This is a genomic window from Curtobacterium sp. VKM Ac-2865, assembly GCF_015350905.1.
Lineage (GTDB): Bacteria > Actinomycetota > Actinomycetes > Actinomycetales > Microbacteriaceae > Curtobacterium.
In genome coordinates, this window is the sequence record NZ_JADKRZ010000004.1 from 207,485 (window position 1) to 231,862 (window position 24,378).

The following is a 24,378-nucleotide window of genomic DNA, read 5'->3' on the forward strand; positions in this document are numbered from 1 at the left end:
AGTCCTCAGGCGCTGGCGGAGGACAGGGCCTTCGTGATCCGTTGCAGCGACACCGTCTCGGCGGTCCCGAGTTCCTGCGCGAAGAGGCTGAGCCGGAACTCCTCGAGCATCCACCGGGCGTGGACGAGCTCGGGGTGTGCCCCGACGACCGGCGGGAAGGTGCCGCCCGCGTCCTCGTACCGGCCGGTGGCGACCGAGACCTCGCGCATCCAGGTGGCGTCGCGCCCGGGGTTCTGCAGGAGCTTCGTGACACGGGCCTCGACGCCCTGCAGGTACACCCGGATGCGGCGGAGGCGGTCGAGCCCCGCCACCGCGACGAAGCCCGGGAACACCAGGCGCTCGAGCTGCTGCCGCATGTCGTTCAGCGCGGGGAGCAGTGCCATGGACGTCGCCTGCTTCATCGCGCGTTCGGCCTTCCGCTGGGCAGCGAGGACCGCGGCGACCTCGGACACGGCGGCGAACATCGTGTCCACGACGCCGGCGGACACCGAGTCGCGGACGGCCTCGAACGACGCGCGCGTGTAGAGCAGGCCGTCGGGGTGCGCGGCGCGGATGCCGGCGTCCACCACGGCCGCGAGCACGTCGTCGAACAGCGCGGCCGTCGACGGGTACGGGCTGGCCGCCAGCGCGAGCTTCTCCTGCGACGTCAGGTGCGACTGGATGTACGACACGGGCGACGGCACCGCGAGCATCACGAGTCGACGGACACCGGCGGGCATGCGCACCGCCCGGTCGGCCGGGGTCGCCAACAGCTGCACGCCGACCGTGGCCTTGGGTCCGGAGCCCTCTTCGACCAGGGCCGGGTAGGCGCGGATGACCCCGCCGGCCTGCTTGGTGTCGAGCAGCTCGGGCAGGTCCGTGTCGGGCCAGGCCACGAGCCCCGAGCGCTCGAGCCGACCTGCGGGAGCGGCATCCGCGACCCGCGCGGCTCCTGCCCGTCGACCGCCCTGCTGCGTGGCACGCGCGACGCTCTCCTGCGTGCGCTCCTTGAGCTTGGTCTGCAGTGCGATGAGGTCCTTGCCGGCCTCGACCCGACGGCCGCGCTCGTCGACGACGGCGTAGGTCGGCAGCAGGTGCGCGGGGACCCGTGTCATGTCGAAGTCCTGCTCGGTGACCGGCACGTACGTCATGCGCTGGATGGTCTTGGCGAGGGTGGCGCGGAAGCTCTCGGTCGGGGTCGTCGGAGCGTCCTCGGGGAGTTCGTCGACGATCTTCTCCGCCCAGTCCGCTGCGGGGACGACGTTCTTGCGGATCTGCTTCGGCAGGGTCTTGATCAGCGCGGTGACGAGTTCCTTGCGGAGCCCGCGGACCTGCCAGTCGAAGCCCTCCTCGCGCATCCGGGGGAGCAGCGCGAGCGGGACCTGCACGCTGACGCCGTCGTCCTCGGCGCCGGGCTCGAAGCGGTACCGGACCGCCAGTCGGTTGTCACCGGACCGCCACTGCGTGGGGTACTCGGCGTCGTCCTCGGCAGCGGAGGCCGCGGACTCGTCGAGCAGGTCTTCGCGCCGCATGGTCAGCAGATCGGGTTGGTCCCGGCGCGTCCGCCGCCACCAGCCCTCGAAGTCGCGGGTGGTCGCGATCTCGGCCGGGATGCGGGCGTGGTAGTACTCGTAGACGGTCTCGTCGTCGAGCAGGATGTCGCGGCGCCGCGTGCGTTCCTCGAGCTGTTCGAGTTCCTTGCGGAGCGCGCGGTTGGCCCGGTCGAAGGCCTGTTGTGAGTCCCACTCGCCCTCCACCAGGGCGTGCCGGATGAAGAGCTCCCGCGAGTGCACGGGGTCGATGCGGACGTACTGCACCCGTCGTCGCTGCACGATGGGCACGCCGAACAGGGTCACGCGCTCGTACGCGACGGCTGCGCCCTGCTTCTTCTCCCAGTGCGGTTCGCCGTACGTGCGCCTGAGCAGGTCGCCGGCGAGCTGTTCGGTCCACAGCGGGTCGATGCGTGCCGCCGTCCGGGCGAACAGCCGGCTGGTCTCGACGAGCTCGGCGGCCATCACGGCGTCGGGCTGCTTCTTCGCGAGCACGCTGCCGGGGAACAGCACGAACCGGGTGTTGCGGGAGCCGAGGTAGTCCCGCTTCTCGCGGTCGCGCAGCCCGATCTGACTGAGGAGCCCTGCCAGGAGCGAGCGGTGGACGGCGTCGGGGTCGTCCCTGCGGTCGTTGTCCACGTGGACGCCGACCTGCTTGGCGGCGCGGGACAGCTGCCGGTACAGGTCCTGCCACTCGCGGATCCGCAGGTAGTTGAGGAACTCGGCCTTGCACAGCCGACGGAACGCGCTGGAGGACAGCTCGTCCTGCTTGTCCTGGATGTGGTTCCAGAGGCCGAGCAGGGTGAGGAAGTCACTGGTCGGGTCGGCGAACCGGGCGTGCAGCTGGTCGGCGTGGGCGCGCTTCTCGAGCGGTCGTTCGCGGGGGTCCTGGATGCTCAGTGCCGAGACGATCGCGATGACCTCGCGTCCGACGCCCTGCTTGCCGGCTTCGAGCACCATCCGACCGAGCCGCGGGTCGATCGGCAGGCGGGTGAGCTGTTGTCCGGACTTCGTGATCGCACCGGCGGCGTCCACCGCGCGGAGTTCGCGGAGCAGGTCGAGGCCGTCCTTGACGCCGCGGGAGTCCGGCGGCTGCAGGAACGGGAAGGCCTCGATGTCGCCGAAGCCGAGGCTGATCATCTGCAGGATCACGGCCGCCAGGTTCGTCCGCAGGATCTCCGGGTCGGTGAACTCGGAGCGGCGGTCGAAGTCGTCCTCCGAGTAGAGCCGGATCGCGATGCCCGCACTGGTGCGGCCCGCACGGCCCGAGCGCTGGTTCGCGCTGGCCTGCGAGATGGCCTCGATCGGCAGGCGCTGCACCTTGGCGCGCGGGGAGTACCGGGAGATGCGGGCCGTGCCGGTGTCGATGACGTACTTGATGCCGGGGACGGTGAGCGAGGTCTCGGCGACGTTCGTGGCCAGGACGACGCGGCGCCGGACGCCCGGGGTCGCGCTGCGCTGGAAGACCCGGTGCTGGTCGGCCGCGGACAACCGCCCGTACAGCGGCAGGACCTCGGTGCCGGGGTAGTGCTTGCCCTCGATGGCGTCCTGGGCGTCGCGGATCTCGTTCTCGCCGGACAGGAACACGAGGACGTCGCCGGGTGCTTCGCGCGCGAGTTCGTCGAGCGCGTCGGTGATGCCGGTGAGCTGGTCGCGGTCGTCGGCGCTGCTGCCGGCGTCGGCCGTCCGCGAGTCGGTCTCGTCGTCGGCTTCGGCGTCGTCGGGGTCGGGCTGGTCGGCGACGAGCGGGCGGTACCGGATCTCCACCGGGTACGTGCGCCCGGAGACCTCGATGATGGGGGCGTCGTCGAAGTGCGCCGAGAAGGACTGCGGATCGATCGTCGCGCTCGTGATGATGAGCTTGAGGTCCGGCCGCCGGACGAGCAGCCGCTTCAGGTACCCGAGCAGGAAGTCGATCGTCAGCGAGCGCTCGTGGGCCTCGTCGATGATGATCGTGTCGTAGCGCTTCAGGTCGCGGTCGAAGTGGATCTCGTTGAGCAGGATCCCGTCGGTCATCAGCTTGACCCGGGTGTTCGCGCTGACCTTGTCGGTGAAGCGGACCTGGTACCCGACCAGGTCGCCGAGTTCGCCGCCGAGTTCCTCGGACACGCGCTCGGCGATCGTGCGGGCGGCGATCCGGCGCGGCTGGGTGTGCCCGATGTGCTCGCGACCGAGTTCGAGGCAGATCTTCGGCAGCTGCGTCGTCTTGCCGGACCCCGTTGCACCGGCGACGATCACGACCTGGTTGTCGCGGATCGCCGCGGCGATGTCGTCCCGCCGCTGCGAGACCGGCAGCTCGGGCGGGTAGGTGATGACGAGCGGCGTGGGAGACATGAGCATTCCAGGATACCGCCCGCGGTCAGCTCGACGCGAGCTGCGCGGTCAGTTCCTCGGTCGAGCGTGCGGGCAGGGCGCACACGTGGTCGTGGCAGACGTACGCCGCGGGGTCGAGCGCGTCACGGCCGTCGAGCAGGGAGAACCCGGCGTCCGACCAGGCCCGAGCCTGCTCCGGCGTGACGGTGACGACCACGGAACCGGGGCGTCGAGCGGTGGCCGCGAGCGTCCGGAACTCGCGGAGCGCCTGAGCATCCGACGCGACCACGGCGATCTCCTGCGACGGCCGCTGCAGGCTGAGTGCCACCCCGAGGGCGTCCGCGTGGCCCAGTGGACGGGTGGTACCGGTGCGAGCGCGGTCGGCGACCAGACGACCTGCGGCGGATCGGTGACGGTCGTCGCCGGTCAGCGCACCGAGCAGCGCGCTGGCGTTCGCGAGCGCGATGGTGCCCGACCGGAGTGCGGTCTGCGGCTGTTCCCCGGTCGCGGTGCCCGAGGCCGCGAGCACCGGGTCGACGTCGAGTGCCCCCGCCAGCCCGTCGTCCACCAGGGAGCGTGCGGCCGTCGCGTACCGGAGCTCGCCCGTCACGAGCGCGAGTTCGAGGAGCCCCTCCGCGAGCAGCCCGACGTCCTCGATCGTCGGCGGCGCGGTCGAGACACCCCGAGGCGTGCTCGACCTGACCACCACGTGGCCGTCCTGCACGTGGGTGTCGAGCACGGCGTCCGCTGCGGCGCGGGCGAGCTCGAGCATCTCGTCGTCCCCGTGCCGGGCACCCGCGATCGCCAGGCCCCGGATCGCCAGGCCGTTCCACCCCGTCAGGACCTGGTCGTCGAGCGGCGGCGGGTCGAACTGCGCGCGCGCGCCGAGTGGCAGTCGGTACCACTCGCCCTCGACCCGGCGACCGTCGATCGTCGACTCGCTGTCCTGTGCTGCGACGAAGGCGCCGTCCCCTCGCCGGAGGGTGTCACGCAGGAAGTCGGCGATGCCCCGCGCCTGGTCTCGCGGGGCGATCGCGAGGAGCCCCGCGTTGTCGTAGAGCATCCGCTCGTAGTGCGGCACGCTCCAGTCGCGCTTGGTCGCGTACCGGAAGACGCCGCCGTCGGCGTCGGTGAGCTCCGATCGTGCGATCACCAGGAGCGACCGCTCGAGCAGTCCCACCGCGACGTCGTCGCCGTCCGCAGCGACGTCGGCCAGGAACTCGAGCAACGGCGCGGAGGGGAACTTCGGTGCGCCGCCGAACCCACCATGGACGGCGTCCTCACCCTGGGCGAGCGCGTCCACGACCCCGCGGATCACGTCGACCGACGGGAGGCTCGGCTCGTCCCCGCCCCGCCCGTCACCAGCGTCGTCGGTCGCCTCTGCCGTCCCCTGCCGGATCGCGGTCGCGATCGCCGACGCGTTCGCGTGCACCTCGGGCCGGCGGTCGCGCCAGGCGTCGAGCACCGCGCCGAGGACCTGGCGGAACGCCGGGTGCGCGCCCACGGGGGTCGGCGGGTAGTAGGTCCCCGCGAAGAACACGTGGGCGTCCGGGGTCATGAACGCGGTCAGCGGCCACCCGAGCTGGTCGGTGAACGCCGCGGCCGCCGCCATCGTGCTGGCGTCGACGTCGGGACGTTCTTCACGGTCGACCTTGACCGCCACGAAGTCCTGCCGGAGCAGCTCGGCGATCTCGGGGTCGGCGAAGCTCTCCCGCGCCATGACGTGGCACCAGTGACACGTGGCGTACCCGATGGACACCAGGACCGGGACGTCGCGGGCGCGTGCCTCGGCGAAGGCGTCGGGCCCCCACTCGCGCCAGTCCACCGGGTTGTCGGCGTGGAGGCGGAGGTAGGGGCTGACGGCGGTGCCGAGCCGGTTGTCGTTCATCCATCCAGCGTGCCCGCTCCCCGCTGAACGGGCCCGGCGGCGTGACGAAGTGGGGAGAGAACGCCGTCGTCCACAGCCTCAGTCGGGGAGCCACCCGGTCAGGGACGCGAGCCGACGCGCGACGTCGGTGGGGGCCATGGTGTCCGTGTCGATCCGGGTGACCCGGTCCGGGGAAGCCGTGTCGAGCCTCCCGGCCGTCCTGGTGCTGTGGGCCAGCTGGTCCTCCGCGAGCCGACCGCCGGCACGATGCTCGAGGCGGGACGCCGTCGTGTCGTCCCCGGCGCGCAGGAGCACGGCGACCACGCGCGGGTCGTCGCCCATGGCGGCGGCGAGCCGGTCCGCCTCGAGCACCGACACGGTGTTCGTGTAGACGAGCCGGTGGTGCCCGAGCTCCCGGTAGTTCGCCCAGATCGCAGCGAGGTTCCGCTCGGCGAGCCGCGCCTCGGGGTGCTCGACGTGCGGAGCCGGGTGCGCCAGGTCGAGGACGTCGCCCTCGATGACGGCGTGCCGGACGTCCGCAGCGCTCAGGAGGTCGTGGAGCGCCTCGGCCGCGGTCGACTTGCCCACGCCGGAGCGTCCGCCGACGAACAGGACCTCGGACCGGGCCACGCGGGTCAGTCCGAGCCCATGGAGAGCAGGACGAGGGCGGCGTCCTCGGGGCCGTAGTCGAACATGCGGTCCCAGAACGGGTCGGACGCCCACGGGACGTCACCGTCGGCCGGGGTGCGCTGTGCGGTCTCCATGAGCCAGTCGAGCTCCGGTCCGACGGCCTGCTCGAAGCGCGGTGGCTGCCAACCGAGGGAGCGGGCCGCCGTCGTGTCGAGGACGAACGGCGACGGCGACGACCACGGGGTGACGCCGACGAAGGCCGGGGCGTCGGCGTCGAGCAGGACCTCGTCGAAACGGTGGTCCAGGTGCGCCGCGACCGTCCGGACGATCTCCAGGACGCTCGGAGCGGTCTCGTCGGCGACGTTGAGGATGCGACGGTCCGGCGCGTCCGCGACCAGGCGCACGAGCGAGGCGATGCCGCTCGCCGCCGTGGTGTGGTCGACGCCACGGCCGTGGTCAGCCAGCAGGACGCGCTCGCGGCCGTCCAGCACCCGTCGGCCGACGAACCACTCGCGTGGTCGGCCGATGCCCGGGCCGTACACCTTCGACGGTCGGAGCACGGTGACGGGGAAGCCGTGGTCGAGCAGCAGCTGTTCGGCGGCCACCTTCGAGGCGCCGTAGCCCTCGCGGCTGGTGGGGTCGGCGTCCGCGGCGGCCACCGTCGGCTGGATCTCGGTCACGGCGCCGCCGAACACGGGGCGTTCGGGCGAGTTCGCGTGGCGGCCCTGCTCGTCGACGTAGACCGCCTTCGACGACACGAACACCGTCGAGCCGACGTCGGGCAGGTAGGGGAGGAGCTGGGCGGCATCGTCGCGGGTGAGCCCGACGGTGTCGACGAGCAGGTCGGCGCCGGGGCGGAGGAGCTCGCGGAGCACGGTCGTGTCGCGGCGGTCCCCGGGGACGAACGTGGCGCCCGTGGCCGTCAGGGCGTCGGCTGCCGGCCCGCCGTGGCGTGCGACGACGTCGACGTGCCAGTCGTCGCCGCCTCGGCCGGAGCTGCCTCGGAGCTCGCGGACGACGGCGGAGCCGATGCCGCCGGTGCCGCCGAGGACCACTGCGCGTCTGGTGCTCATGCCGCCCAACCTAGTGGTGCGGGGTGGTCCGGCCGCGCGGTGGGTGCGCCGTGCCCGCGGTGTTCTGTCCACCGTGCGCCGTGCCGGGGCGCCGAGCCCGTCAGGACGCGATGGGCTCCGGTTCGCGGCGCCACCAGTCGGCCAGCGACCCGTCGTACACCTGCACGTGGTCGTGCCCCAGGACCGTCAGCGCCAGGGCGTCCATGCACGCGGCACTGCCGACGCCGCAGTAGGTGACGATCTCGTCCGCGCCGAGCACGGGAGCGAAGACGTCCGCGAGTGCTGCGCGGCGTCGGAGCGCGTTGGAGTCCTGGTCGATGACGTGCCCGAGCGTGATCGGGGTCGTCCCCGGGACCAGTGGGGGGTGCTCGGTGCCGAGGACGCTGTCGTCGGCCGCCAGCACCAGGGCCGCGGGCTGCGAGCCGTCGACCGCGCGTTCGACACGGCTGCGGTCGGCCCAGAGCGGGCGTTCCTCACCCGCGAAGAAGGCATCGGCTGCGTCGACGGGGCGGTTCCTGAGGCTGCCGATGCGCACCGGGCGGCCTTCGTCCCGCCACTTCACGAACCCGCCGTCGAGCACGGCGACGTCGTCGAAGCCGAACGAGCGGAAGATCCACCACAGGCGGGCGGACCACTCGCCCACGCTGTCGTCGTAGACCACGACCGTGGAGGTGTTCGTGATGCCGAGGGCCCGGGCGGCGCGCTCGAAGTGCTCCGCCGACGGCCGCGTGAAGGGCAGGTCGGCGTCGGGCGTGGAGAAGTCGGTGACGAGGTCGGCGTAGCGAGCACCCGGGACGTGCCCGCGCTGCTCGTAGGAGTCCTGCGCGGCGCTCCAGGTCGTGGTGTTCCCGACCCCCGCGGTGTGCACCGAGGCGTCGAGCACGACGAGCTCGTCCGCCCCGAGGTGGTCGGCGAGCCACTGCGTCGACACGAGCGGCGAGGTCAGGACGGGGGGCATGGGTCCGACGATAATGCGGACCCCTGACGTGCCCCCGTGGATCAGCAACACTGCGCAATGCAGGCGCGGTGGGATCGGCTGTGGGGGAGTGGCCGACGGGCGCTTCTGTCCCCGCTCCGACTCGGACTCGGAACGACAACGTCGAGGTCGTACGACAGCGATGGTGTCGTTCCGAGTCGGGCGGGCGGCGAGTTGCGAGCAGGGGCAGGGCGCGTCGCATCGGGGAGCCCTGACGCCCCACACACACGGACAGCCCGCCCGACCGGAGTCGAGCGGGCTGTCCGCCGTGCAGGTGGTGCGACCGCTAGTGCGCCGCGACCGGGACGCTGCCCGTGGCGTTCGCGCTGAGGTGCGCGAGCTTCTCGAGGCGGACGCTCTGTCGGTTGATGAGCAGTCCGCTGGCGATCGCGACGAGCACGAGCACACCGGCCGAGATGCCGAACGCCGCGTGGTAGCCGTCGAGCGTGGCCTGGGCCTGCTGCAGCTTCGTCGGGGCGGCGGACAGCCCGGAGAGGCTGTTCTTCACGACGTCGGCGAAGATCGTCGACAGCAGCGCGGTGCCGATCGAGCCACCGATCTGCTGCATGGTGTTCACCGTGGCCGAGGCGACACCGGCGTCGGCGCGGGCCACACCGGTCGTCGCGGTGTTCATCGCGGACGAGAAGATCGTGCCCATGCCGAGCCCGATGACGACCAGCGCCGGCAGGACGGTGCCCGCGTAGGAGCTGTCCAGGTCGGTGCGGAGGAGCAGCAGGAGCCCGGTCGCGGCGACGAGGCCACCGGCGAAGATCAGGACCTTCGGACCGACGCGGGGCAGCAGACGGCCGCCGATCTGCGTGGCCGAGATCATGATCGACAGCGGCATCGGCAGGAACGCCAGGCCGGTCTGGAGCGCCGAGAAGCCGAGGGTCTGCTCGAGGTAGTAGGTCAGGAACAGGAAGATCCCGAACATGCCGATCGCCACGAGGCCGATGGCGACGAACGAACCGCCGCGGTCACGGTCGAGCACGACGCGCAGGGGCAGCAGCGGGTGTGCGACGCGGGTCTCGATGAACACGAAGGCCGCGATCAGCACGACACCGACGGCGAGCATCGCGATCGTGACGGGGTCGTCCCAGCCGTTGGTCTCCGCGTTCGAGAACCCGTAGACGACGCCGACCAGCCCGAGGGTGATCGTGATGACACCGAGGACGTCGATGCGCGGACGGTTGGCCTTCGGGGGCTTCACCATGAACACCAGCGCGCCGATGACCCCGAGGACCGCGAAGACCACGTTGACGTAGAGGCACCAGCGCCACGAGGTGTACTCGGTCAGGACGCCGCCGAGCAGCAGGCCGATGGCCGCGCCGGAACCCGCGATCGAGCCGAAGATGCCGAACGCACGACCGCGTTCCTTCGGGTCGCGGAACGTCGTGGTCAGCATGCCGAGCGCGGACGGGGCCAGCAGCGCACCGAAGGCACCCTGCAGGGCGCGGGCGGCGACGAGCAGCCCGAACGAGTCGGCGAGTCCGCCGAGCACCGAGGCGACGGCGAACCCGACGAGCCCGATGATGAAGGTGTTCTTGCGGCCGAAGAGGTCACCCAGGCGACCACCGAGCAGCAGCAGGGAGCCGAACGCGAGCGAGTACGCCGTGACGACCCACTGCCGCTGGTCCGTGCCGAACCCGAGGTCCTGCTGTGCCGAGGGGAGCGCGATGTTCACGATCGTCGCGTCGAGCACGACCATGAGCTGCGCGAGGGCGATGACCGCCAGGGTGATCCAGCGGTGGTCCTTGCGCGGTGCGGTGGCACCGGATGTCGCGGGCGCCGAACCGGTGGGTGCGGGCGCGGTCTGTTCTGCCGTCACAGCAGGCCTCCTTCGAGAAGGGGTGGAGGGTGTTCGCAGCGCGCGCCGTCGGGCACTGTAGTGATGTGGTGGAACCGGATGCCAGGCATCCGGTTCCGCCTACTGTAGACCAAAACGGACGGAGTGCATCCGCTTGTTCCCAGAAAGTTCAACTACGGTCAGGGACGTGAGCACCACCGACCAGCACGCCGACCTCGAGCGGCCCCTCAGAGCCGACGCGGCACGCAACCGCGAGCTGATCCTGCAGACGGCGCGCAAGTGCTTCGCGGAACGCGGGCTCTCGGTCACGCTGAACGACATCGCGCACGAAGCCGGCGTCGGCGTCGGCACCGTCTACCGCCGGTTCGCCGACAAGGACTCCCTGATCGAGGCCCTCCTCGCCACCAAGTTCGAGGCGATGAACACCGCAGCCGAACGTGCCGCCGAGGAGATCGACCCGCGCGAGGCACTCCGCCTGTACCTGATGGGCGTGTTCGAGTTCCGCGCCAGGGACCGCGCCCTCGCCGACGCGATCATCCGTGCCGGCAAGGCGCGTCCGTCGATCGTGCAGGAGCGCGACCGTCTCGAACGCCAGGTCACCGCGATCATCGGTCGTGCGCGGGACGCCGGCGTGGTCCGCGACGGCTTCGACTACCGTGACCTGCCGATGCTCACCACGATGATCGGTTCGGTCGCCGACGCCACGCGGGCGCACGACCCGGACGCCTGGCGTCGCTACGCCAAGGTCGTCATCGACGGCGTCCTGCCCCCGACGGGTCCTGACGGCATGCTCGGTGACCCGCTCGACCGCGCGACCCTCGAGCGCGCGCTGCACGCCCAGCCCTGACCGGCACCCGCCGGGCTGGAGGCCCGTGGCGGCCTGGCACCGAGCCTCCCGTCCGGTGGATGGTCCGGACCGGACCCCCCGGGCGACCAGCGCGCCCCCGCCTACAACCAGCTCGGCAGCCAGTAGTGCGACCGGACGAAGTCCCACGGCACCTGCATCGCCGTCCACATCGGGTACCAGTACGCCGAGGCGAGCAGCACCACCACGAGGTACACCCCGATCCACACGATGGCCCTGGTGCGACGGGGTCGTGGGTCATCGCGTGACCCGAGCAGCACCCCGATCACGGCGGCGATGGCCATGACCATGTAGGGCTCGAACGCGATCGTGTAGAACTGGAAGACCGTCCGGTCGACGTAGAGCAGCCACGGCAGGTAGCCGGCGCCGACGCCCATCGCGACGAAGCCGTACTCCCACCGACGGCGCAGCACGAACCACACGAGCAGTGCGATCACGGCGGCCACCGACGGGTACCAGATGAACGGGTTCGCGATGCCCGTGATCGCGGCCCCGCAGCGGTCCACGGCGCAGCCCGACTCCCCGGCGTTCGTGCCGACGTAGTACATCGACGTGGGGCGCTGCATCAGCATCCAGAGCAGCGGGTTCGCCTGGTACGAGTGCGGCGTGTGCAGGCCGATGTTGAAGCCGTAGATCTCCGACTGGTAGTGCCACCAGTTCTGCACGCTGTCCGGCACCCACGACAGCACGCCCGTCCACCGCTGCCCTCCGGACGCGATCCACTGGCGGTCCCAGCCGTCCTTCGACACGAACCAGCCGGTCCACGACGCGACGTAGGTGACGGCGGCGATCGGCACGGTGAGCAGGAACGACACGGGGGCCTGCTGCAGGAACGCGCTCGAGGACCAGAACTCGATGCCCGCCCGCTTCCGCAGCATCATGTCGACGAGCACGGAGTACACGGCGAAGAACGCCAGGAAGTACATCCCCGTCCACTTCGTGCTCGTCGCCAGCCCGAGTGCCAGGCCCATCGCGAGCAGCCACGGCCGCCACAAGAGCACCGGCCCCCAGAGCGTGTCGCGGCCGGCAGCGACACGGCCGGCCACCCAGCGGTCGAGCCGCCGTTCCGTCCACCGCCGGTCGAGCAGCAGTGCGCCGAACCCGAGCAGCACGAAGAACGTCACGATGCCGTCGAGCAGCGTGACGCGCGACATCACGATCGCCTGGCCGTCCACCGCCATGAACCCGCCAGCGAGCGTCCCGACGAGCGTCGACCGGAACAGCGACCTGGCGATCACGGCGACGAGGAACACCGTCGCGATGCCGAGCACCGCGACGGCGAAGCGCCAGCCGAAGGAGTTGTCGGGGCCGAACAGCAGCATGCCGAGCCCGATGAGGTACTTGCCGAGCGGCGGGTGCGCGATGAACTCCGCGGCGCTCGTGAAGATGTCGGTCTGCCCGCTGGTGAACCGCTGATCGGTCGTCGGGCTCGTCTGATCGGTCGGATTCGCCGGCCAGGTGCCCTCGTAGCCCAGGTGGACGATTGACCAGCCGTCCTTGACGTAGTAGGTCTCGTCGAACACCAACGCGTGCGGGCGCCCCAGGTCGACCAGGCGCAGCAGCGCGGCGACGACGGTGACCACGATCGGGCCGCCCCAGCGCCACGCGGCGAGCCGCCAGCCGACCGACAGCAGCCGTCCCCACCAGTCGTCGAGACGTGACCCGCGGGGTACGTCGGGCGCAGAGAGGGGCGCGTCGGCCAGGTCCGTGGTCACCCGCACGATCCTACGGATGCGGCGCGCGGGCTCGCTGCGACGACAATGGGGCTGTGATCGTGCTCGCAGCAACTCCCATCGGCAACCTCGGCGACGCGTCGCGCCGGCTCGTCGAGACCCTCTCGAACGCCACGATCGTGGCCGCGGAGGACACCCGCACCGCGATCCACCTGATGCGGGCCCTCGGGATCGAGAACCGTCCGCGGCTCATCCCGCTGCACGAGCACAACGAACGAGCCCGCGCAGCCGAGGTCGTCGAGCTCGCCAGGGACGCCGACGTGGTCGTCCTGACCGACGCCGGCATGCCCGCGATCAGCGACCCGGGCTTCCCCCTGGTCGAGGCTGCGGCCGCCGCCGGAGTGACTGTGACCGCGCTCCCGGGGCCGTCCGCGGTGCTCATGGCGCTCGCCGTGTCGGGCCTGCCGACCGACCGCTTCACCTTCGAGGGCTTCCCGACGCGCAAGCAGGGGGAGCGCCGCCGGGTCTTCGAGGCCCTGGCGGGGGAGCAGCGGACGATGGTCTTCTTCGAGTCGCCGCACCGGCTCGCCGACACCCTCGCCGACATGGCCGCCGCGTTCGGCGACGACCGCCGCGGTGTCGTGTGCCGGGAACTCACGAAGCTCTACGAAGAGGTCAAGCGGGACTCCCTCGCCGGGCTCGCCGCCTGGGCAGCCGACGGCGTCCGCGGGGAGATCTGCGTCGTCGTCGCCGGAGCGTCCGCCTCGGACGACGTCGTCTCGATCGAGGACGGCGTCCGCCTGGTCCTCGAGCGCGTCGCCGCCGGCACCCGCATGAAGGAGGCCTCCGCGGCCGTCGCGGACGCGACAGGGCTCTCCAAGCGGGACCTGTACGAAGGCGCGCTCGCCGCGCGGTAGTCGCGACCAGGGCCGGACGGGAGGCCCGGTGCGGGCCCGCCACGAGCCTCCCGGCCCGGTTCTCCACAGACCGCTGCCCGGCGCGTCATCAGGTCTGGGCGCGCCCGTAGGATGGTCCGCATGTCCGACGGCTCCTCGTTCAGCATCACCACGCCGATCTTCTACGTGAACGACGTGCCCCACATCGGGCACGCCTACACCGAGGTCGCCGCTGACGTCCTCGCGCGGTGGCACCGCCAGCGTGGCGACGACACCTGGCTGCTCACGGGCACCGACGAGCACGGGCAGAAGATCCTGCGTACCGCCTCGGCGAACGACGTCTCCCCGCAGGAGTGGGCCGACCGCCTGGTCACCGACGCCTGGAAGCCGCTGCTGGACACCGTCGACGTCGCCAACGACGACTTCATCCGCACCACCGACGCCCGCCACGAGCGTGGCGTGACCGCGTTCCTGCAGAAGCTCCACGACGACGGCTACATCTACGCCGGCGAGTTCGAGGGCTTCTACTGCGTGGGGTGTGAGGAGTACAAGCAGCCGAGCGACCTGGTCCCCGGCACCGGTGCGTACGAGGGCCAGCAGGTCTGCGCGATCCACTCGATCCCGGTGGAGGTCCTGTCCGAGCGCAACTACTTCTTCCGGATGTCCGACTTCGAGCAGCGCCTGCTCGACCTCTACGAGTCGAACCCCGAGTTCATCCAGCCCGAGAGCGTCCGCAACGAGATCGTCTCCTTCGTCAAGCAGGGCCTGCGCGACCTCTCCATCTCGCGGTCGAGCTTCGACTGGGGCATCAAGATCCCGTGGGACCACGACCACGTGCTCTACGTGTGGTTCGACGCCCTGCTCAACTACGTCACGGCGCTCGGGTACGGCAGCGACGACGACGAGGCCTTCCGGCGCCTGTGGCCGAGCGTGCACATCGTCGGCAAGGACATCGCCCGGTTCCACGCGGTGATCTGGCCCGCGATGCTCATGGCCGCCGGGCTCCCGGTCCCGAAGCGCGTGTTCGGCCACGGGTGGCTGCTCGTCGGCGGCGAGAAGATGTCGAAGTCGAAGCTCACCGGCATCGCGCCCTCGGAGATCACCGACACGTTCGGTTCTGACGCCTTCCGCTACTACTTCCTCCGTGCCATCACCTTCGGGCAGGACGGCAACTTCTCGTGGGAGGACATCTCCGCCCGCTACCAGGCCGAACTCGCGAACGGGTTCGGCAACCTGGCGTCGCGCATCCTCGCGATGCTGCAGAAGTACTTCGACGGCGCCGTGCCGTCGCGGGGTGCGCTGTCCCCGTCCGACGTCGCGGTCGACGACCTGGCGCGGTCCGTTACCGAGCGTGCGGACGCGGCGATCGAGGCCTTCGCGCCGCACGACGCCATCGCCACGACGTGGGAGCTCGTCGACGCGCTGAACGGGTACATCACCGAGCAGCAGCCGTGGGCGCTGGCGAAGGACGATGCCCAGCGGGAGCGCCTCGGCACCGTGCTGACGACCGCACTGCGCGGGCTCGGGACCGTCGCCGTGCTGGTCTCCCCGGTGATGCCGAAGGCCACCGCGAAGCTGTGGGCCTCGATCGGCGCCGGTGGCACGATCGACGAGCAGCGGGTCGACCGCGCCTTCGACTGGCAGGGCGCCGACCAGGTCACGCCGCTGGAGTCCGGCCTCTTCCCGCGCATCGAGCAGGCGGAACAGGGCGCAGCGTGAGCGACGCGCACCTCCGCACGCGCGGCGACGCGGCGGACCCGAAACGGGACCTCTCCTACCCGCCGCTGCCGCAGGCGCTCGTGGTGCCGGTGTACGACAACCACACCCACATGGAGATCGCCGACGGCGGGGACAACGCCCTCGACTACCGGGAGCACCTCGACCGCGCGTCGAGCGTCGGCGTCCGCGGTGTCGTGCAGGTCGGCACCGACCTCGCGACCTCGCAGTGGTCGGCCTCGATCGCTGCTCGCGAGCCGCGCGTCCTCGCCGCCGTCGCGCTGCACCCCAACGAAGCACCCGCCCTCGACGCCCAGGGACTCCTCGACGAGCACCTCGCCGGCATCGCCGAGCTCGCCGCGCTGCCCCGGGTCCGGGCGATCGGTGAGACCGGGCTCGACTTCTTCCGCACCGGTGACGACGGCCGCGACGCCCAGGTCCGGTCGTTCGAGGAGCACATCCGGATCGCCAAGGAGCACGACCTCGCGCTGACGATCCACGACCGCGACGCCCACGACGCCGTGGTCGAGGTCCTCGACCGCGTCGGCGCCCCGGAGAAGACCGTCTTCCACTGCTTCTCCGGCGGCCCCGACCTCGCCCGGCTCTGCGCCGAACGAGGCTGGTACATGTCGTTCGCGGGCACGGTGACGTTCAAGAACGCGCAGCTCCTCCGTGACGCCCTGCACGTCGCCCCTCGGCACCTCGTCATGGTCGAGACCGACGCGCCCTACCTGACGCCCACGCCGTTCCGCGGCCGGCCGAACGCGCCCTACCTGATCCCGCTCACCCTCCGCTCCATGGCCGAGACACTCGGCACCGATGCCTCGATGCTCGCGGCGCAGATCGCGTCGAACACCGAGCTCGTCTACGGCGCCTGGGATGCCGAGCCGGTGACGGTGGACGAATGAGCGCGCTGCTCGGTCCCGCCGAGATCCGCGACCTCGCCACCCAGCTCGACGTCACCCCGACCAAGAAGCTCGGGCAGAACTTCGTGCACGACGCCAACACCGTCCGGCGCATCGTCGCCGCGGGCGGCGTGACGGCGACGTCGCAGGTGCTCGAGGTCGGACCGGGCCTCGGATCGCTGACGCTCGGGCTCACCGAGACCGGCGCGCCGGTCACCGCGGTGGAGATCGACGCCCGGCTCGCTTCCCGACTGGCCACGACGGTGTCGTCGATGCAGCCTGCGGCGCAGCTGACCGTGGTCCACCAGGACGCCCTCCGGCTGTCTGCCGACGACCTGCAGGTGGCGCCCACGCACCTGGTCGCGAACCTGCCGTACAACATCTCCGTGCCCGTGCTGCTGCACCTGCTCGCGACCTTCCCGTCGATCGAGCGCTCGCTCGTCATGGTGCAGGCCGAGGTCGGGTACCGCCTCGCCGCCGACCCGGGCAGCAAGGTCTACGGCTCGCCGAGCGTCAAGGCCGCCTGGTACGGCTCGTGGCGGATCGCCGGGCAGGTCAGCCGCCAGGTGTTCTGGCCGGTGCCGAACGTCGACAGTGTCCTCGTCGGGTTCGTGCGACACGACCCACCCGGGGACGAAGCGCTGCGTGCGCAGGTGTTCGCCCTGGTCGACGCCGCCTTCCAGCAGCGTCGCAAGATGCTCCGGCAGGCGCTCTCCGGGCTGTTCGGCAGCAGTGCCAGTGCCTCGGAGATGCTCGAGGCCGCCAGCATCGCGCCGACCGCGCGCGGTGAGGAGCTCGGCGTCGACGAGTTCGTGCGCCTCGGCCGGACGGTCCTCGCGGCGGCCTAGCGCTCGTCCGCTCCGCTGGCGACGGCTCCCGCGGCGGCTCCGTTCGCGTGGAGCGCGGCGATGACCGCGTGTGGGTTCTCGCAGCGGAACGACAGGTCCCGCTTGCCCCGGATCCGGAGACGGACTCCTGGGCCGTTGTCCATGAGGACGCCGGTCCCCGTCCCCATGCCGGTGCGGATGCCCCAACCACCCCACTCTGAGCCGCGCAGCTCCACGGGGCGCGCTTCAACGATGTCCACCGGGTCCACCGTGCGGCGGTACCAGAACGGTGTCATGCGGATGACGAGGGCGTCGTCGACCACGACGGACATCCGCGCGACCGCCATTGCGACACCGAAGACGCCGATGACGACGATGGTGCCGATGGTGACGACGAGGTCGACGGTGTTCGGCTCGGTAGCGGCACTGGACGGTGCGGTGACCAGCACCACCGCGATCGCCACACTGCTCAGGACCATGCCGATACCGATCAGGCGGAAGGCCATCGACGTCCCGATGTGTTCCTCGTGGTGCACGTTCCCCATGTGTCCATCCTGCCGAGCATCGTCCGGCCTGTCGAATCATATTCTGCATGTCGTACGAGTGAAGCGTGCGACAGGGGTCCCGCGACCCGCCGCTAAGCTCTCGACGTGCACCGCCCGAACCGCCTGACGATCACCATCACGCTGCTGTTCGTGCTCGCCGGGCTGGTCGTCGGCGGGATCGCGGTGTCGCGGCTCCTGGTGTCACCGGAGAGCGACGTCGCTTGGGTCTCGGTGCTCCTGGCCCTCGGGATCGTCCTCTGGGGCGCGAACTTCGCCACGCTGGGTGGTCACGACGACCCCGAGGACGACGCTCCCGCCAGCGTCTCGACCCGCACCGAGCTCCTCACCTCCGCCATCGTCGCCGCGCTCGGGCACGTCCTGCTCCGGACGGCTGCAGACGTCCCACCGCTGCTGTGCCTGCTGGCGGTCGTGGTCGTGGTGGGCTTCGGCATGACGGAGCGCATCCTGCGGAGACGCCGAGGACGGCAGCGCCCGTCCGAGGGCTGATCAGCACGCCGCACGGTGCGCGCTCCCTCGGCCCGTGCGAGGGTGACCACCCCGTGCGGGCGCACAGCCGCGCACGGGGTGGTCAAGCTCGCACCGAGCGACGGCCCGCCGCCCGACCATCCTCAGTGCGCGGCGAGCATCTCGATCAGCTGCTGCTGCGTCCCGTCGCGCTCGGCCCACCGGAGCGGCAGCACGTTCTGCACGAGGACCTCCGGCGACGCCCCGGCGGACAGCAGCGCGACGACCTCGTCGAGGTACGCCGACAGGGGCATCCCGCCGAAGTCCACGCCCTCGCCCTGGATGTCGGTCGCGACCGCCGGCGGCACGAGCTCGAGGACGGACACCGGGGAGCCGACGAGCTGCTGCCGGAGCGACAGCGTGTACGAGTGCACGGCGGCCTTCATCGCGTTGTAGGTCGGGGTCGCGGCGAGCGGCGTGAAGGCGAGCCCGGACGAGACCGTCATGACGGTGGACGCGGGCTGCGCGAGCAGGTGCGGCAGGAAGGCGTCGACGAGCCGCACGGTTCCGAGGAAGTTCGTCGTGACGGTCGCCTCGGCGTCCGCGAGGTGCGCCGACGACCGCAGGTCCTCCTGGCGCATGATCCCCGACATCGTGACGATGGTGTCGAGCGCCGGGTAGGCCTCGGTGACGGAGGCGGCAGCCGCGGTGATGGAGGCCGCGTCATCGACGTCGAGCTGCACGGTGCCGAACCCGTGCTCGGCGGCGAGGGAGTCGAGCAGCGACTGCCGGCGCCCGCCGATGACGACGGTGCTGCCGGCCTGCTGTAGTCGGAGGGCGAGCCCGAGGCCGATGCCCGAGGTCGCGCCGGAGATGAAGACGGTCGAGTTCGTGATGTCCATGTCGACCACGATGCCCGGGCGTCGACCGGTCATCCAGAGCCCGGACATCGGGGGACCGCCGGTCCCTGGCTCCGAAGGGCGCCGCGCAGCAGACTGGTCCGCATGGACCGTCCCGAACTCGCCGACTTCCTCCGCCGTCGTCGCGAGCTCCTGCGCCCGGAGGACGTCGGGCTCGGTACCGGCGCCCGTCGACGGACGCCCGGGCTCCGCCGCGAGGAAGTGGCCGCCCTCGCCGGCATGTCGGCCGACTACTACACCCGCCTCGAACAGCAGCGTGGTCCGCAGCCGTCCGAGCAGATGGTCGTCGCGATCGCCCGGGCGCTCCGGTGCAGCCTCGACGAACGTGACCACCTGCTGCGGCTCGCCGGCCACAACGCCCCGGTCCGCGTCCACCGGTCCGACCACGTCGACCCGGCGATCCTCCGGGTGCTCGACCGGCTCGAGGACACCCCCGCCATCGTCGTCAGCGACCTCGGCGAGACCCTCGTGGAGAACCGCCTCGGCGCTGCGCTCCTGGGCAGCAGCGTCGGTCTGACCGGCAACGCGCGCTACCAGCCGTGGCGCTGGTTCATGACCGACACCGAACCCGCCCGGTACGCACCGGAGCAGCACGAGCGCCTCGCGCGGGCACAGGTCGCCGCCCTCCGTGCCGCGGTCGGCGCAGCGGGCCCCGGTGATCGTCGGGCAGCGGCGCTCATCGCCGACCTCGACGCGCAGAGCGAGGCCTTCCGCGCGCTCTGGGCCCTGCACGAGGTGGCCAGCCGGTGGGAGGACCACAAGACCTTCGTGCATCCGGAACTCGGGCGGATCACCGTCGACTGCCAGGTGCTGCACACGTCGAACCAGGCGCAGGCGCTCCTGCTCTTCACAGCACCCGCCGGCAGCGAGGACGCCCAGAAGCTGGAACTGCTGGGCGTCGTCGGCGCCCAGGTCTTCAGCGAGTAGCCGCCCAGTCCGAGCGGCCGACGCCGACGCTCGCTGCGGACGTCGGTGGTCGTGCGCTATCCTCGGTCTCGCAGGACGCCTCGAGCCTCCCGCACCTCGCCAGCGCCCCGCCCACCAGCGGGGCGTTGTGTCGTCCTCTGCGGCTCCGGGCACCAGACGTACTCCCTGATCGTGATCGAGCGGATGCGCCGGACGACGTCTGCCACGGCCTTGGCAGCGCGTGGGTCAGACTCCGCGATCGTGCGGTCGCGGTTGAGGAAGAACGTCGCGAAGTCCGCGGCCTGCAGCATCCGGCTCTCGTGCGAGGGACCGAAGTACAGCGTGTCGGCGATGCGTGTCAGAGCACGGTTCGTGTACCCGGGGACGCTCGCGACCTTGAAGTCGCGCAGACTCCGCCGCGCGTTCGCAGCGGAGTGGTGCTCGTCAGCGAGGACCAGACCGAGCTCTTCCGGCTGGTCCAACAGACGCAGACGATCGTCCACCTCTTCCAGGACCTGCGCCAGTGTCAGGAGATGCGCCGGGTAGGCAGCGGAGCCGTACCTCGCTCGATGGGCTCGGAGGTCGACGCCTCGCAGGACGAAGGCCGCGGATGACCGTTGGAGCGCCTTCGCCAACAGGCGAGCAGTCTTGATCCGCCAGCCGAGCGGGACACTGCACCATGCGCCCTTCCCGTGGAAGAGGTCCACTGCGTGGAACTCCGTCGAGGGGACGAACCCGGGGACGTTGGCAGCCACGAGCGCTGCGATCTCGTCGAAGGTCCGCTCGATCGAGCGGACTGCTTCGGCATCGACGATCAGTGCACCGAAGAAGTAGTAGGCATCGTCCCTCGCGGATTCGTCGATGAACACGAGGCGCATGACGAGCCAGCATACTGAAACACCAGTACGAGTCGTCGGATCGACACCGCACGTCACACACCTGGCACCCGCCGACCGACCGTGCCTAGGGTGGACGCGTGACCACTCCGCGCGTGTACGTCATCCACGAGAACCCCGAGTGGTTCCCGCCGCTCGCCGCCGCCTTCGAGGCCGAGGGCGTCCCGGTCGAGGAGATCCTGCTGACCGAGGGGCAGATCGACCTCGCCGCCGAACCCGAGCCCGGCGTCTACTGGTCGAGGATGTCGGCGAGCTCGCACACCCGCGGGCACGAGCACAGCAAGGAGTACACCCGCGCGGTGCTCGGCTGGCTCGAACGTGCCGGTCGGCAGGTCGTCGGCGGCAGCCACGTGCTCGAGCTCGAGGTCTCGAAGGTCGCCCAGCACGGGCTCCTGCAGCAGGCCGGCTTCGACGTCCCCCGCACCACGGCCGTGTTCGGCACGACGACGCTCAAGCAGGCCGCCAGGACGTTCACCGACGGCCAGGACGTCCCCTTCATCACGAAGCACAACCAGGGCGGCAAGGGCCTCGGCGTCCGCCGGTTCGACTCGCTCGCCGAGTTCGACGCCTACGTCGACAGCCCCGAGTTCGAGGCCCCCGTCGACGGCATCACCCTGCTGCAGGAGTACCTGACGGCGCGCGAGCCCTTCATCACCCGCGTCGAGTTCGTCGGCGGCGAGTTCGTCTACGCCGTCCGCGTCGACACCAGCGCGGGCAGCTTCGAGCTCTGCCCCGCCGACGCGTGCGAGGTCCCACAGGCCATCGCGGGAGCCGTCTGCGACGTCCCGGGCACCGAGACCGCGGGTGCCCCGCCGGCCTTCAGCGTCCGGACCGAGATCACGGCGGCCCACCCGCTCGTGCAGCAGCTCCGCACGTTCCTGGCCGACCAGCGCGTCACGATCGCGGGCGTCGAGTTCATGGAGACGACCGACGGCCGCACCGTCGTCTACGACATCAACACGAACACGAACTACAACCCCGCGGTCGAGGAGTCGGCGCCGGCCTCCGGCCCGCGCTCCATCGCCCGGTACCTGGGCGGCCTGTTGGACGCGGAGTACGCGACCGCACCGGCGCGCGCCTGACCTGACCACCCACCGGACGGGAGGCCCGGCTCGCCACCGGCACCGAGCCTCCCGTCCGTCTCCGCTCACCACCTGAGGAACCCACCACCGTGCGATTCGGATACTGGACCCCGCTCTTCGGCGGCTGGCTGCGCAACGTCGACGACGAGCAGATGCCGGTCACCTTCGACTACGTGAAGCGCCTGGCGCAGCGCGCCGAGCGGATCGGTTTCGACCTGACGCTCGTGCCGGAGCTCAACCTCAACGACATCAAGGGCGTGGCTGCCCCGAGCCTGGAGGCCTGGGCGCTCGCGGCGGCCATCGCGGCGACGACCGACCGGCTCGAGATCATGGCGGCGATGCGGCCGGGGTACCACCTGCCGGCCGTGACGGCGAAGCAGGCGGCGACGATCGACGACATCTCCGGCGGCCGCTTCACGTTCAACGTGGTGAGCGCGTGGTGGGCCGAAGAGGCGCGGCAGTACGGCGGCATCTTCTCCGAGCACGACGACCGCTACAAGCGGACGGCGGAGTTCGTCGAGGTCATGAAGGGGCTGTGGCGCGAGACGCCGTACTCGTTCCACGGCGAGTACTACGACGTCGAGAACGCCCACCTGGAGCCGAAGCCGCGCGTCACCCCGCGCATCTACGCCGGCGGCGAGAGCGAGGCCGGCAAGGCGAGCATCACGCACTACGCCGACGCCTACGTCACGCACGGCGGCACCGTCGAGGAGCTCCGGTCGAAGATCGCCGAGATGCGTCGGCGTCGCGAGGACGCGGGGCTGCCGCCGTTCGAGGCGTTCGGCATGGCCGCGTACGCGATCGTCCGCGAGACCGAAGCAGAGGCGCAGGCCGAGCTTGCGCGGATCACCGACGTGCAGCACGGCAAGGCGTACGAGTCGTACCAGGACTTCATCTCGAAGTCGCAGCTCGAGCACGTGCCCTCGCTCGAGGACTACTCGGTGTCGAACCGGGGGCTGCGGCCGCAGTTCGTCGGGACGCCCGAGCAGGTCGCGGCGCGGATCCGCGAGTACGAGGACGCGGGCGTCGACACGCTGCTGCTGCAGTTCTCGCCGCAGCTCGAGGAGATGGAGCGCTTCGGCGAGCAGGTCATCCCGCTCGTGCGGGCGTCGGTGCCGGACGACGCCGTGTCGTCGACCGTCGGTTCGGGGCTGGTGTCCTGATGGCGGTCGAGGACGACTGGGCCTTCGAGACCCGGCAGATCCGGGCCGGCTTCAAGTCCGACCCGGGCTTCGGCGGGAACGTGCCGCCCATCGCCCAGACCGCGGCCTTCGTCTACCCGTCGGGTGAGGACGCCGCCGACCGGTTCCTGCTGAACGCGCCGGGGCACACCTACTCGCGGGTGAACAACCCGTCGGCCGCGGCACTGGAGCGTCGGATCGCCGACCTCGAGGGCGGGGTGGCTGCCCTGGCGCTCGCCTCCGGGCAGGCAGCGACGTCGCTCGCGGTGCTCGGGCTCGCTCGCGCCGGGGACCACATCGTGTCGAGTGCGTCGCTGTACGGCGCGACCTACACGCTGTTCGCGTCCACGCTGAAGGACCTCGGCATCGCGTTCACCTTCGTGCAGGACCCCACCGACCTGTCGGAGTGGGCCGCGGCGGTGCGGCCGGAGACCCGCGCGTTCTTCGGGGAGTCGATCCCGAACCCGCGTGGCGACGTCCTCGACTTCGCCGGGGTGGCCGGGGTCGCGCACGACGCCGGCGTCCCGCTGATCGTCGACAACACCATCGCGACGCCGTACCTGGTCCGGCCGATCGAGCACGGGGCGGACATCGTCGTGCACTCGGCGACGAAGTACCTGGCCGGCCACGGCAGCGCCATCGCCGGGCTCATCGTCGACAGCGGGAACTTCGACTGGGCCGCGTACCCGGCGAAGTACCCGCAGCTCACGACGACCGAGCACTCGGGGTTCTCGGGCACGAACTTCGCCGAGAAGTTCGGACGGCGTGCCTTCATCCAGCGCACCCGGTCGAAGCTGTCGGCGGACCTCGGGCCCGCGATCGCCCCGTTCACCGCCTTCCTGGTGCTGCAGGGCATCCAGACGCTGTCGCTCCGCATGGACCGGCACGTGCAGAACGCCGCCACGGTGGCCGCGTGGCTGGAAGCCCACGCGCAGGTCGAGCACGTGCACTACGCCGGGCTGCCGAGCTCCCCGTGGCACCACCTGCAGCAGCGGTACGTCCCTGCCGGTCCCTCTGCGGTGCTCGCGTTCGACCTGGCCGGCGGCGTCGAGGCAGGTCGTCGCTTCGTCGCGGCACTGCAGCTGTTCGACCACGTGTCGAACATCGGTGACGTCCGGTCGCTCGTCGTGCACCCGGCGTCGACGACCCACGTGCAGATGACCCCGTCGGAGCGGGCCTCCGCGGGTGTGGGCGAGGGGCTCATCCGGCTGTCGATCGGCCTGGAGCACCCCGACGACATCCTGGCGGACCTGGTGCGGGGCTTCGCGGCTGCCTCGTGAGCTGCTGCCTCGTGAGCGGGCGGAGG

The 24,378-nt window shown here is 71.2% G+C and carries 20 protein-coding genes; 10 read left to right on the plus strand and 10 right to left on the minus strand.

Annotated elements, in window-relative coordinates; all coding sequences use genetic code 11:
• Positions 1 to 5: 5 nt before the first annotated feature.
• The 6 genes from hrpA to ITJ54_RS11755 all read right to left on the minus strand — a co-directional run bounded on the left by hrpA (position 6) and on the right by ITJ54_RS11755 (position 10,216).
• Complete coding sequence (hrpA, locus tag ITJ54_RS11730; protein WP_194628464.1) at positions 6 to 3,863, minus strand: ATP-dependent RNA helicase HrpA; 3,858 nt, start codon at positions 3,861 to 3,863, stop codon at positions 6 to 8.
• 25 nt (positions 3,864 to 3,888) lie between these two features.
• Positions 3,889 to 5,730: a thioredoxin domain-containing protein gene (locus ITJ54_RS11735; RefSeq protein ID WP_194628466.1), complete on the minus strand. Its 1,842-nt coding sequence runs from the start codon at positions 5,728 to 5,730 to the stop codon at positions 3,889 to 3,891.
• A 78-nt stretch (positions 5,731 to 5,808) separates the two neighbouring features.
• Complete coding sequence (locus ITJ54_RS11740) at positions 5,809 to 6,339, minus strand: AAA family ATPase (protein ID WP_194628468.1); 531 nt, start codon at positions 6,337 to 6,339, stop codon at positions 5,809 to 5,811.
• A 5-nt stretch (positions 6,340 to 6,344) separates the two neighbouring features.
• On the minus strand, positions 6,345 to 7,412 hold the full coding sequence (locus tag ITJ54_RS11745; protein ID WP_194628470.1) for an NAD-dependent epimerase/dehydratase family protein: 1,068 nt from the start codon (positions 7,410 to 7,412) through the stop codon (positions 6,345 to 6,347).
• 100 nt (positions 7,413 to 7,512) lie between these two features.
• Positions 7,513 to 8,370, minus strand: a complete 858-nt coding sequence (locus ITJ54_RS11750) for a sulfurtransferase (RefSeq protein ID WP_194628472.1) — start codon at positions 8,368 to 8,370, stop codon at positions 7,513 to 7,515.
• Positions 8,371 to 8,674: 304 nt separating this feature from the next.
• The gene (locus tag ITJ54_RS11755) at positions 8,675 to 10,216 is read right to left on the minus strand and encodes an MFS transporter (RefSeq protein ID WP_194628474.1); all 1,542 of its coding nucleotides are present in this window, start codon (positions 10,214 to 10,216) and stop codon (positions 8,675 to 8,677) included.
• 166 nt (positions 10,217 to 10,382) lie between these two features.
• On the opposite strand from ITJ54_RS11755, the gene ITJ54_RS11760 reads away from it, so the two are divergent.
• The gene (locus ITJ54_RS11760; protein WP_194628476.1) at positions 10,383 to 11,042 is read left to right on the plus strand and encodes a TetR/AcrR family transcriptional regulator; all 660 of its coding nucleotides are present in this window, start codon (positions 10,383 to 10,385) and stop codon (positions 11,040 to 11,042) included.
• Between the two features lie 101 nt (positions 11,043 to 11,143).
• Here the strand turns inward: ITJ54_RS11760 and ITJ54_RS11765 are convergent, their stop codons facing one another.
• The gene (locus tag ITJ54_RS11765) at positions 11,144 to 12,775 is read right to left on the minus strand and encodes a dolichyl-phosphate-mannose--protein mannosyltransferase (protein WP_194628478.1); all 1,632 of its coding nucleotides are present in this window, start codon (positions 12,773 to 12,775) and stop codon (positions 11,144 to 11,146) included.
• A gap of 53 nt (positions 12,776 to 12,828) precedes the next feature.
• Between ITJ54_RS11765 and rsmI the strand changes: the two genes are divergently transcribed.
• From rsmI to rsmA, 4 genes are all read left to right on the plus strand, one after another.
• A complete protein-coding gene (gene rsmI / locus ITJ54_RS11770) occupies positions 12,829 to 13,650 on the plus strand; it encodes a 16S rRNA (cytidine(1402)-2'-O)-methyltransferase (RefSeq protein WP_194628480.1) in 822 nt (273 codons plus the stop codon).
• Positions 13,651 to 13,770: 120 nt separating this feature from the next.
• Positions 13,771 to 15,348 carry a methionine--tRNA ligase gene (gene metG / locus ITJ54_RS11775; protein ID WP_194628482.1) on the plus strand — a complete coding sequence of 526 codons (1,578 nt, stop codon included), beginning with the start codon at positions 13,771 to 13,773 and terminating at the stop codon, positions 15,346 to 15,348.
• A complete protein-coding gene (locus ITJ54_RS11780) occupies positions 15,345 to 16,253 on the plus strand; it encodes a TatD family hydrolase (protein WP_194628484.1) in 909 nt (302 codons plus the stop codon). The genes metG and ITJ54_RS11780 overlap by 4 nt, the downstream gene beginning before the upstream one ends.
• Positions 16,250 to 17,098 carry a 16S rRNA (adenine(1518)-N(6)/adenine(1519)-N(6))-dimethyltransferase RsmA gene (gene rsmA, locus ITJ54_RS11785; protein WP_194628486.1) on the plus strand — a complete coding sequence of 283 codons (849 nt, stop codon included), beginning with the start codon at positions 16,250 to 16,252 and terminating at the stop codon, positions 17,096 to 17,098. The genes ITJ54_RS11780 and rsmA overlap by 4 nt, the downstream gene beginning before the upstream one ends.
• Here rsmA and ITJ54_RS11790 read toward each other — a convergent pair.
• The gene (locus ITJ54_RS11790; protein ID WP_194628488.1) at positions 17,095 to 17,622 is read right to left on the minus strand and encodes a hypothetical protein; all 528 of its coding nucleotides are present in this window, start codon (positions 17,620 to 17,622) and stop codon (positions 17,095 to 17,097) included. The genes rsmA and ITJ54_RS11790 overlap by 4 nt on opposite strands.
• A gap of 105 nt (positions 17,623 to 17,727) precedes the next feature.
• Between ITJ54_RS11790 and ITJ54_RS11795 the strand changes: the two genes are divergently transcribed.
• On the plus strand, positions 17,728 to 18,129 hold the full coding sequence (locus tag ITJ54_RS11795) for a hypothetical protein (RefSeq protein WP_194628490.1): 402 nt from the start codon (positions 17,728 to 17,730) through the stop codon (positions 18,127 to 18,129).
• Between the two features lie 122 nt (positions 18,130 to 18,251).
• On the opposite strand, the gene ITJ54_RS11800 is transcribed toward ITJ54_RS11795, so the two are convergent.
• On the minus strand, positions 18,252 to 18,989 hold the full coding sequence (locus tag ITJ54_RS11800; protein WP_194628492.1) for an SDR family oxidoreductase: 738 nt from the start codon (positions 18,987 to 18,989) through the stop codon (positions 18,252 to 18,254).
• A gap of 102 nt (positions 18,990 to 19,091) precedes the next feature.
• Between ITJ54_RS11800 and ITJ54_RS11805 the strand changes: the two genes are divergently transcribed.
• Positions 19,092 to 19,934 (plus strand): helix-turn-helix transcriptional regulator, encoded by an 843-nt coding sequence (locus ITJ54_RS11805; protein ID WP_194628494.1) that lies wholly within the window; start codon positions 19,092 to 19,094, stop codon positions 19,932 to 19,934.
• A gap of 56 nt (positions 19,935 to 19,990) precedes the next feature.
• On the opposite strand, the gene ITJ54_RS11810 is transcribed toward ITJ54_RS11805, so the two are convergent.
• Positions 19,991 to 20,791: a DUF3800 domain-containing protein gene (locus ITJ54_RS11810; RefSeq protein WP_194628496.1), complete on the minus strand. Its 801-nt coding sequence runs from the start codon at positions 20,789 to 20,791 to the stop codon at positions 19,991 to 19,993.
• Positions 20,792 to 20,889: 98 nt separating this feature from the next.
• Here ITJ54_RS11810 and ITJ54_RS11815 point away from each other — a divergent pair, with 98 nt between their 5' ends.
• From ITJ54_RS11815 to ITJ54_RS11825, 3 genes are all read left to right on the plus strand, one after another.
• Positions 20,890 to 21,891, plus strand: coding sequence for an ATP-grasp domain-containing protein (locus ITJ54_RS11815; RefSeq protein ID WP_194628498.1), 1,002 nt, complete (start codon positions 20,890 to 20,892; stop codon positions 21,889 to 21,891).
• Positions 21,892 to 21,980: 89 nt separating this feature from the next.
• Positions 21,981 to 23,054 (plus strand): LLM class flavin-dependent oxidoreductase, encoded by a 1,074-nt coding sequence (locus tag ITJ54_RS11820; protein ID WP_194628500.1) that lies wholly within the window; start codon positions 21,981 to 21,983, stop codon positions 23,052 to 23,054.
• Positions 23,054 to 24,352, plus strand: coding sequence for an O-acetylhomoserine aminocarboxypropyltransferase/cysteine synthase family protein (locus ITJ54_RS11825; RefSeq protein ID WP_194628502.1), 1,299 nt, complete (start codon positions 23,054 to 23,056; stop codon positions 24,350 to 24,352). Before ITJ54_RS11820 ends, ITJ54_RS11825 begins: the two co-directional genes overlap by 1 nt.
• Positions 24,353 to 24,378: the final 26 nt, after the last annotated feature.

Bases quoted from the DNA above. Each gene is read 5' to 3' on its own strand.
- ITJ54_RS11790 (WP_194628488.1), bottom strand. From the start codon at position 17,622: ATGGGGAACGTGCACCACGAGGAACACATCGGGACGTCGATGGCCTTC.
- metG (WP_194628482.1), top strand. From the start codon at position 13,771: ATGTCCGACGGCTCCTCGTTCAGCATCACCACGCCGATCTTCTACGTG.
- rsmA (WP_194628486.1), top strand. From the start codon at position 16,250: ATGAGCGCGCTGCTCGGTCCCGCCGAGATCCGCGACCTCGCCACCCAG.
- ITJ54_RS11735 (WP_194628466.1), bottom strand. From the start codon at position 5,730: ATGAACGACAACCGGCTCGGCACCGCCGTCAGCCCCTACCTCCGCCTC.
- ITJ54_RS11810 (WP_194628496.1), bottom strand. From the start codon at position 20,791: ATGCGCCTCGTGTTCATCGACGAATCCGCGAGGGACGATGCCTACTAC.
- ITJ54_RS11800 (WP_194628492.1), bottom strand. From the start codon at position 18,989: ATGGACATCACGAACTCGACCGTCTTCATCTCCGGCGCGACCTCGGGC.
- ITJ54_RS11825 (WP_194628502.1), top strand. From the start codon at position 23,054: ATGGCGGTCGAGGACGACTGGGCCTTCGAGACCCGGCAGATCCGGGCC.
- ITJ54_RS11750 (WP_194628472.1), bottom strand. From the start codon at position 8,370: ATGCCCCCCGTCCTGACCTCGCCGCTCGTGTCGACGCAGTGGCTCGCC.
- hrpA (WP_194628464.1), bottom strand. From the start codon at position 3,863: ATGTCTCCCACGCCGCTCGTCATCACCTACCCGCCCGAGCTGCCGGTC.
- ITJ54_RS11805 (WP_194628494.1), top strand. From the start codon at position 19,092: ATGGACCGTCCCGAACTCGCCGACTTCCTCCGCCGTCGTCGCGAGCTC.
- ITJ54_RS11745 (WP_194628470.1), bottom strand. From the start codon at position 7,412: ATGAGCACCAGACGCGCAGTGGTCCTCGGCGGCACCGGCGGCATCGGC.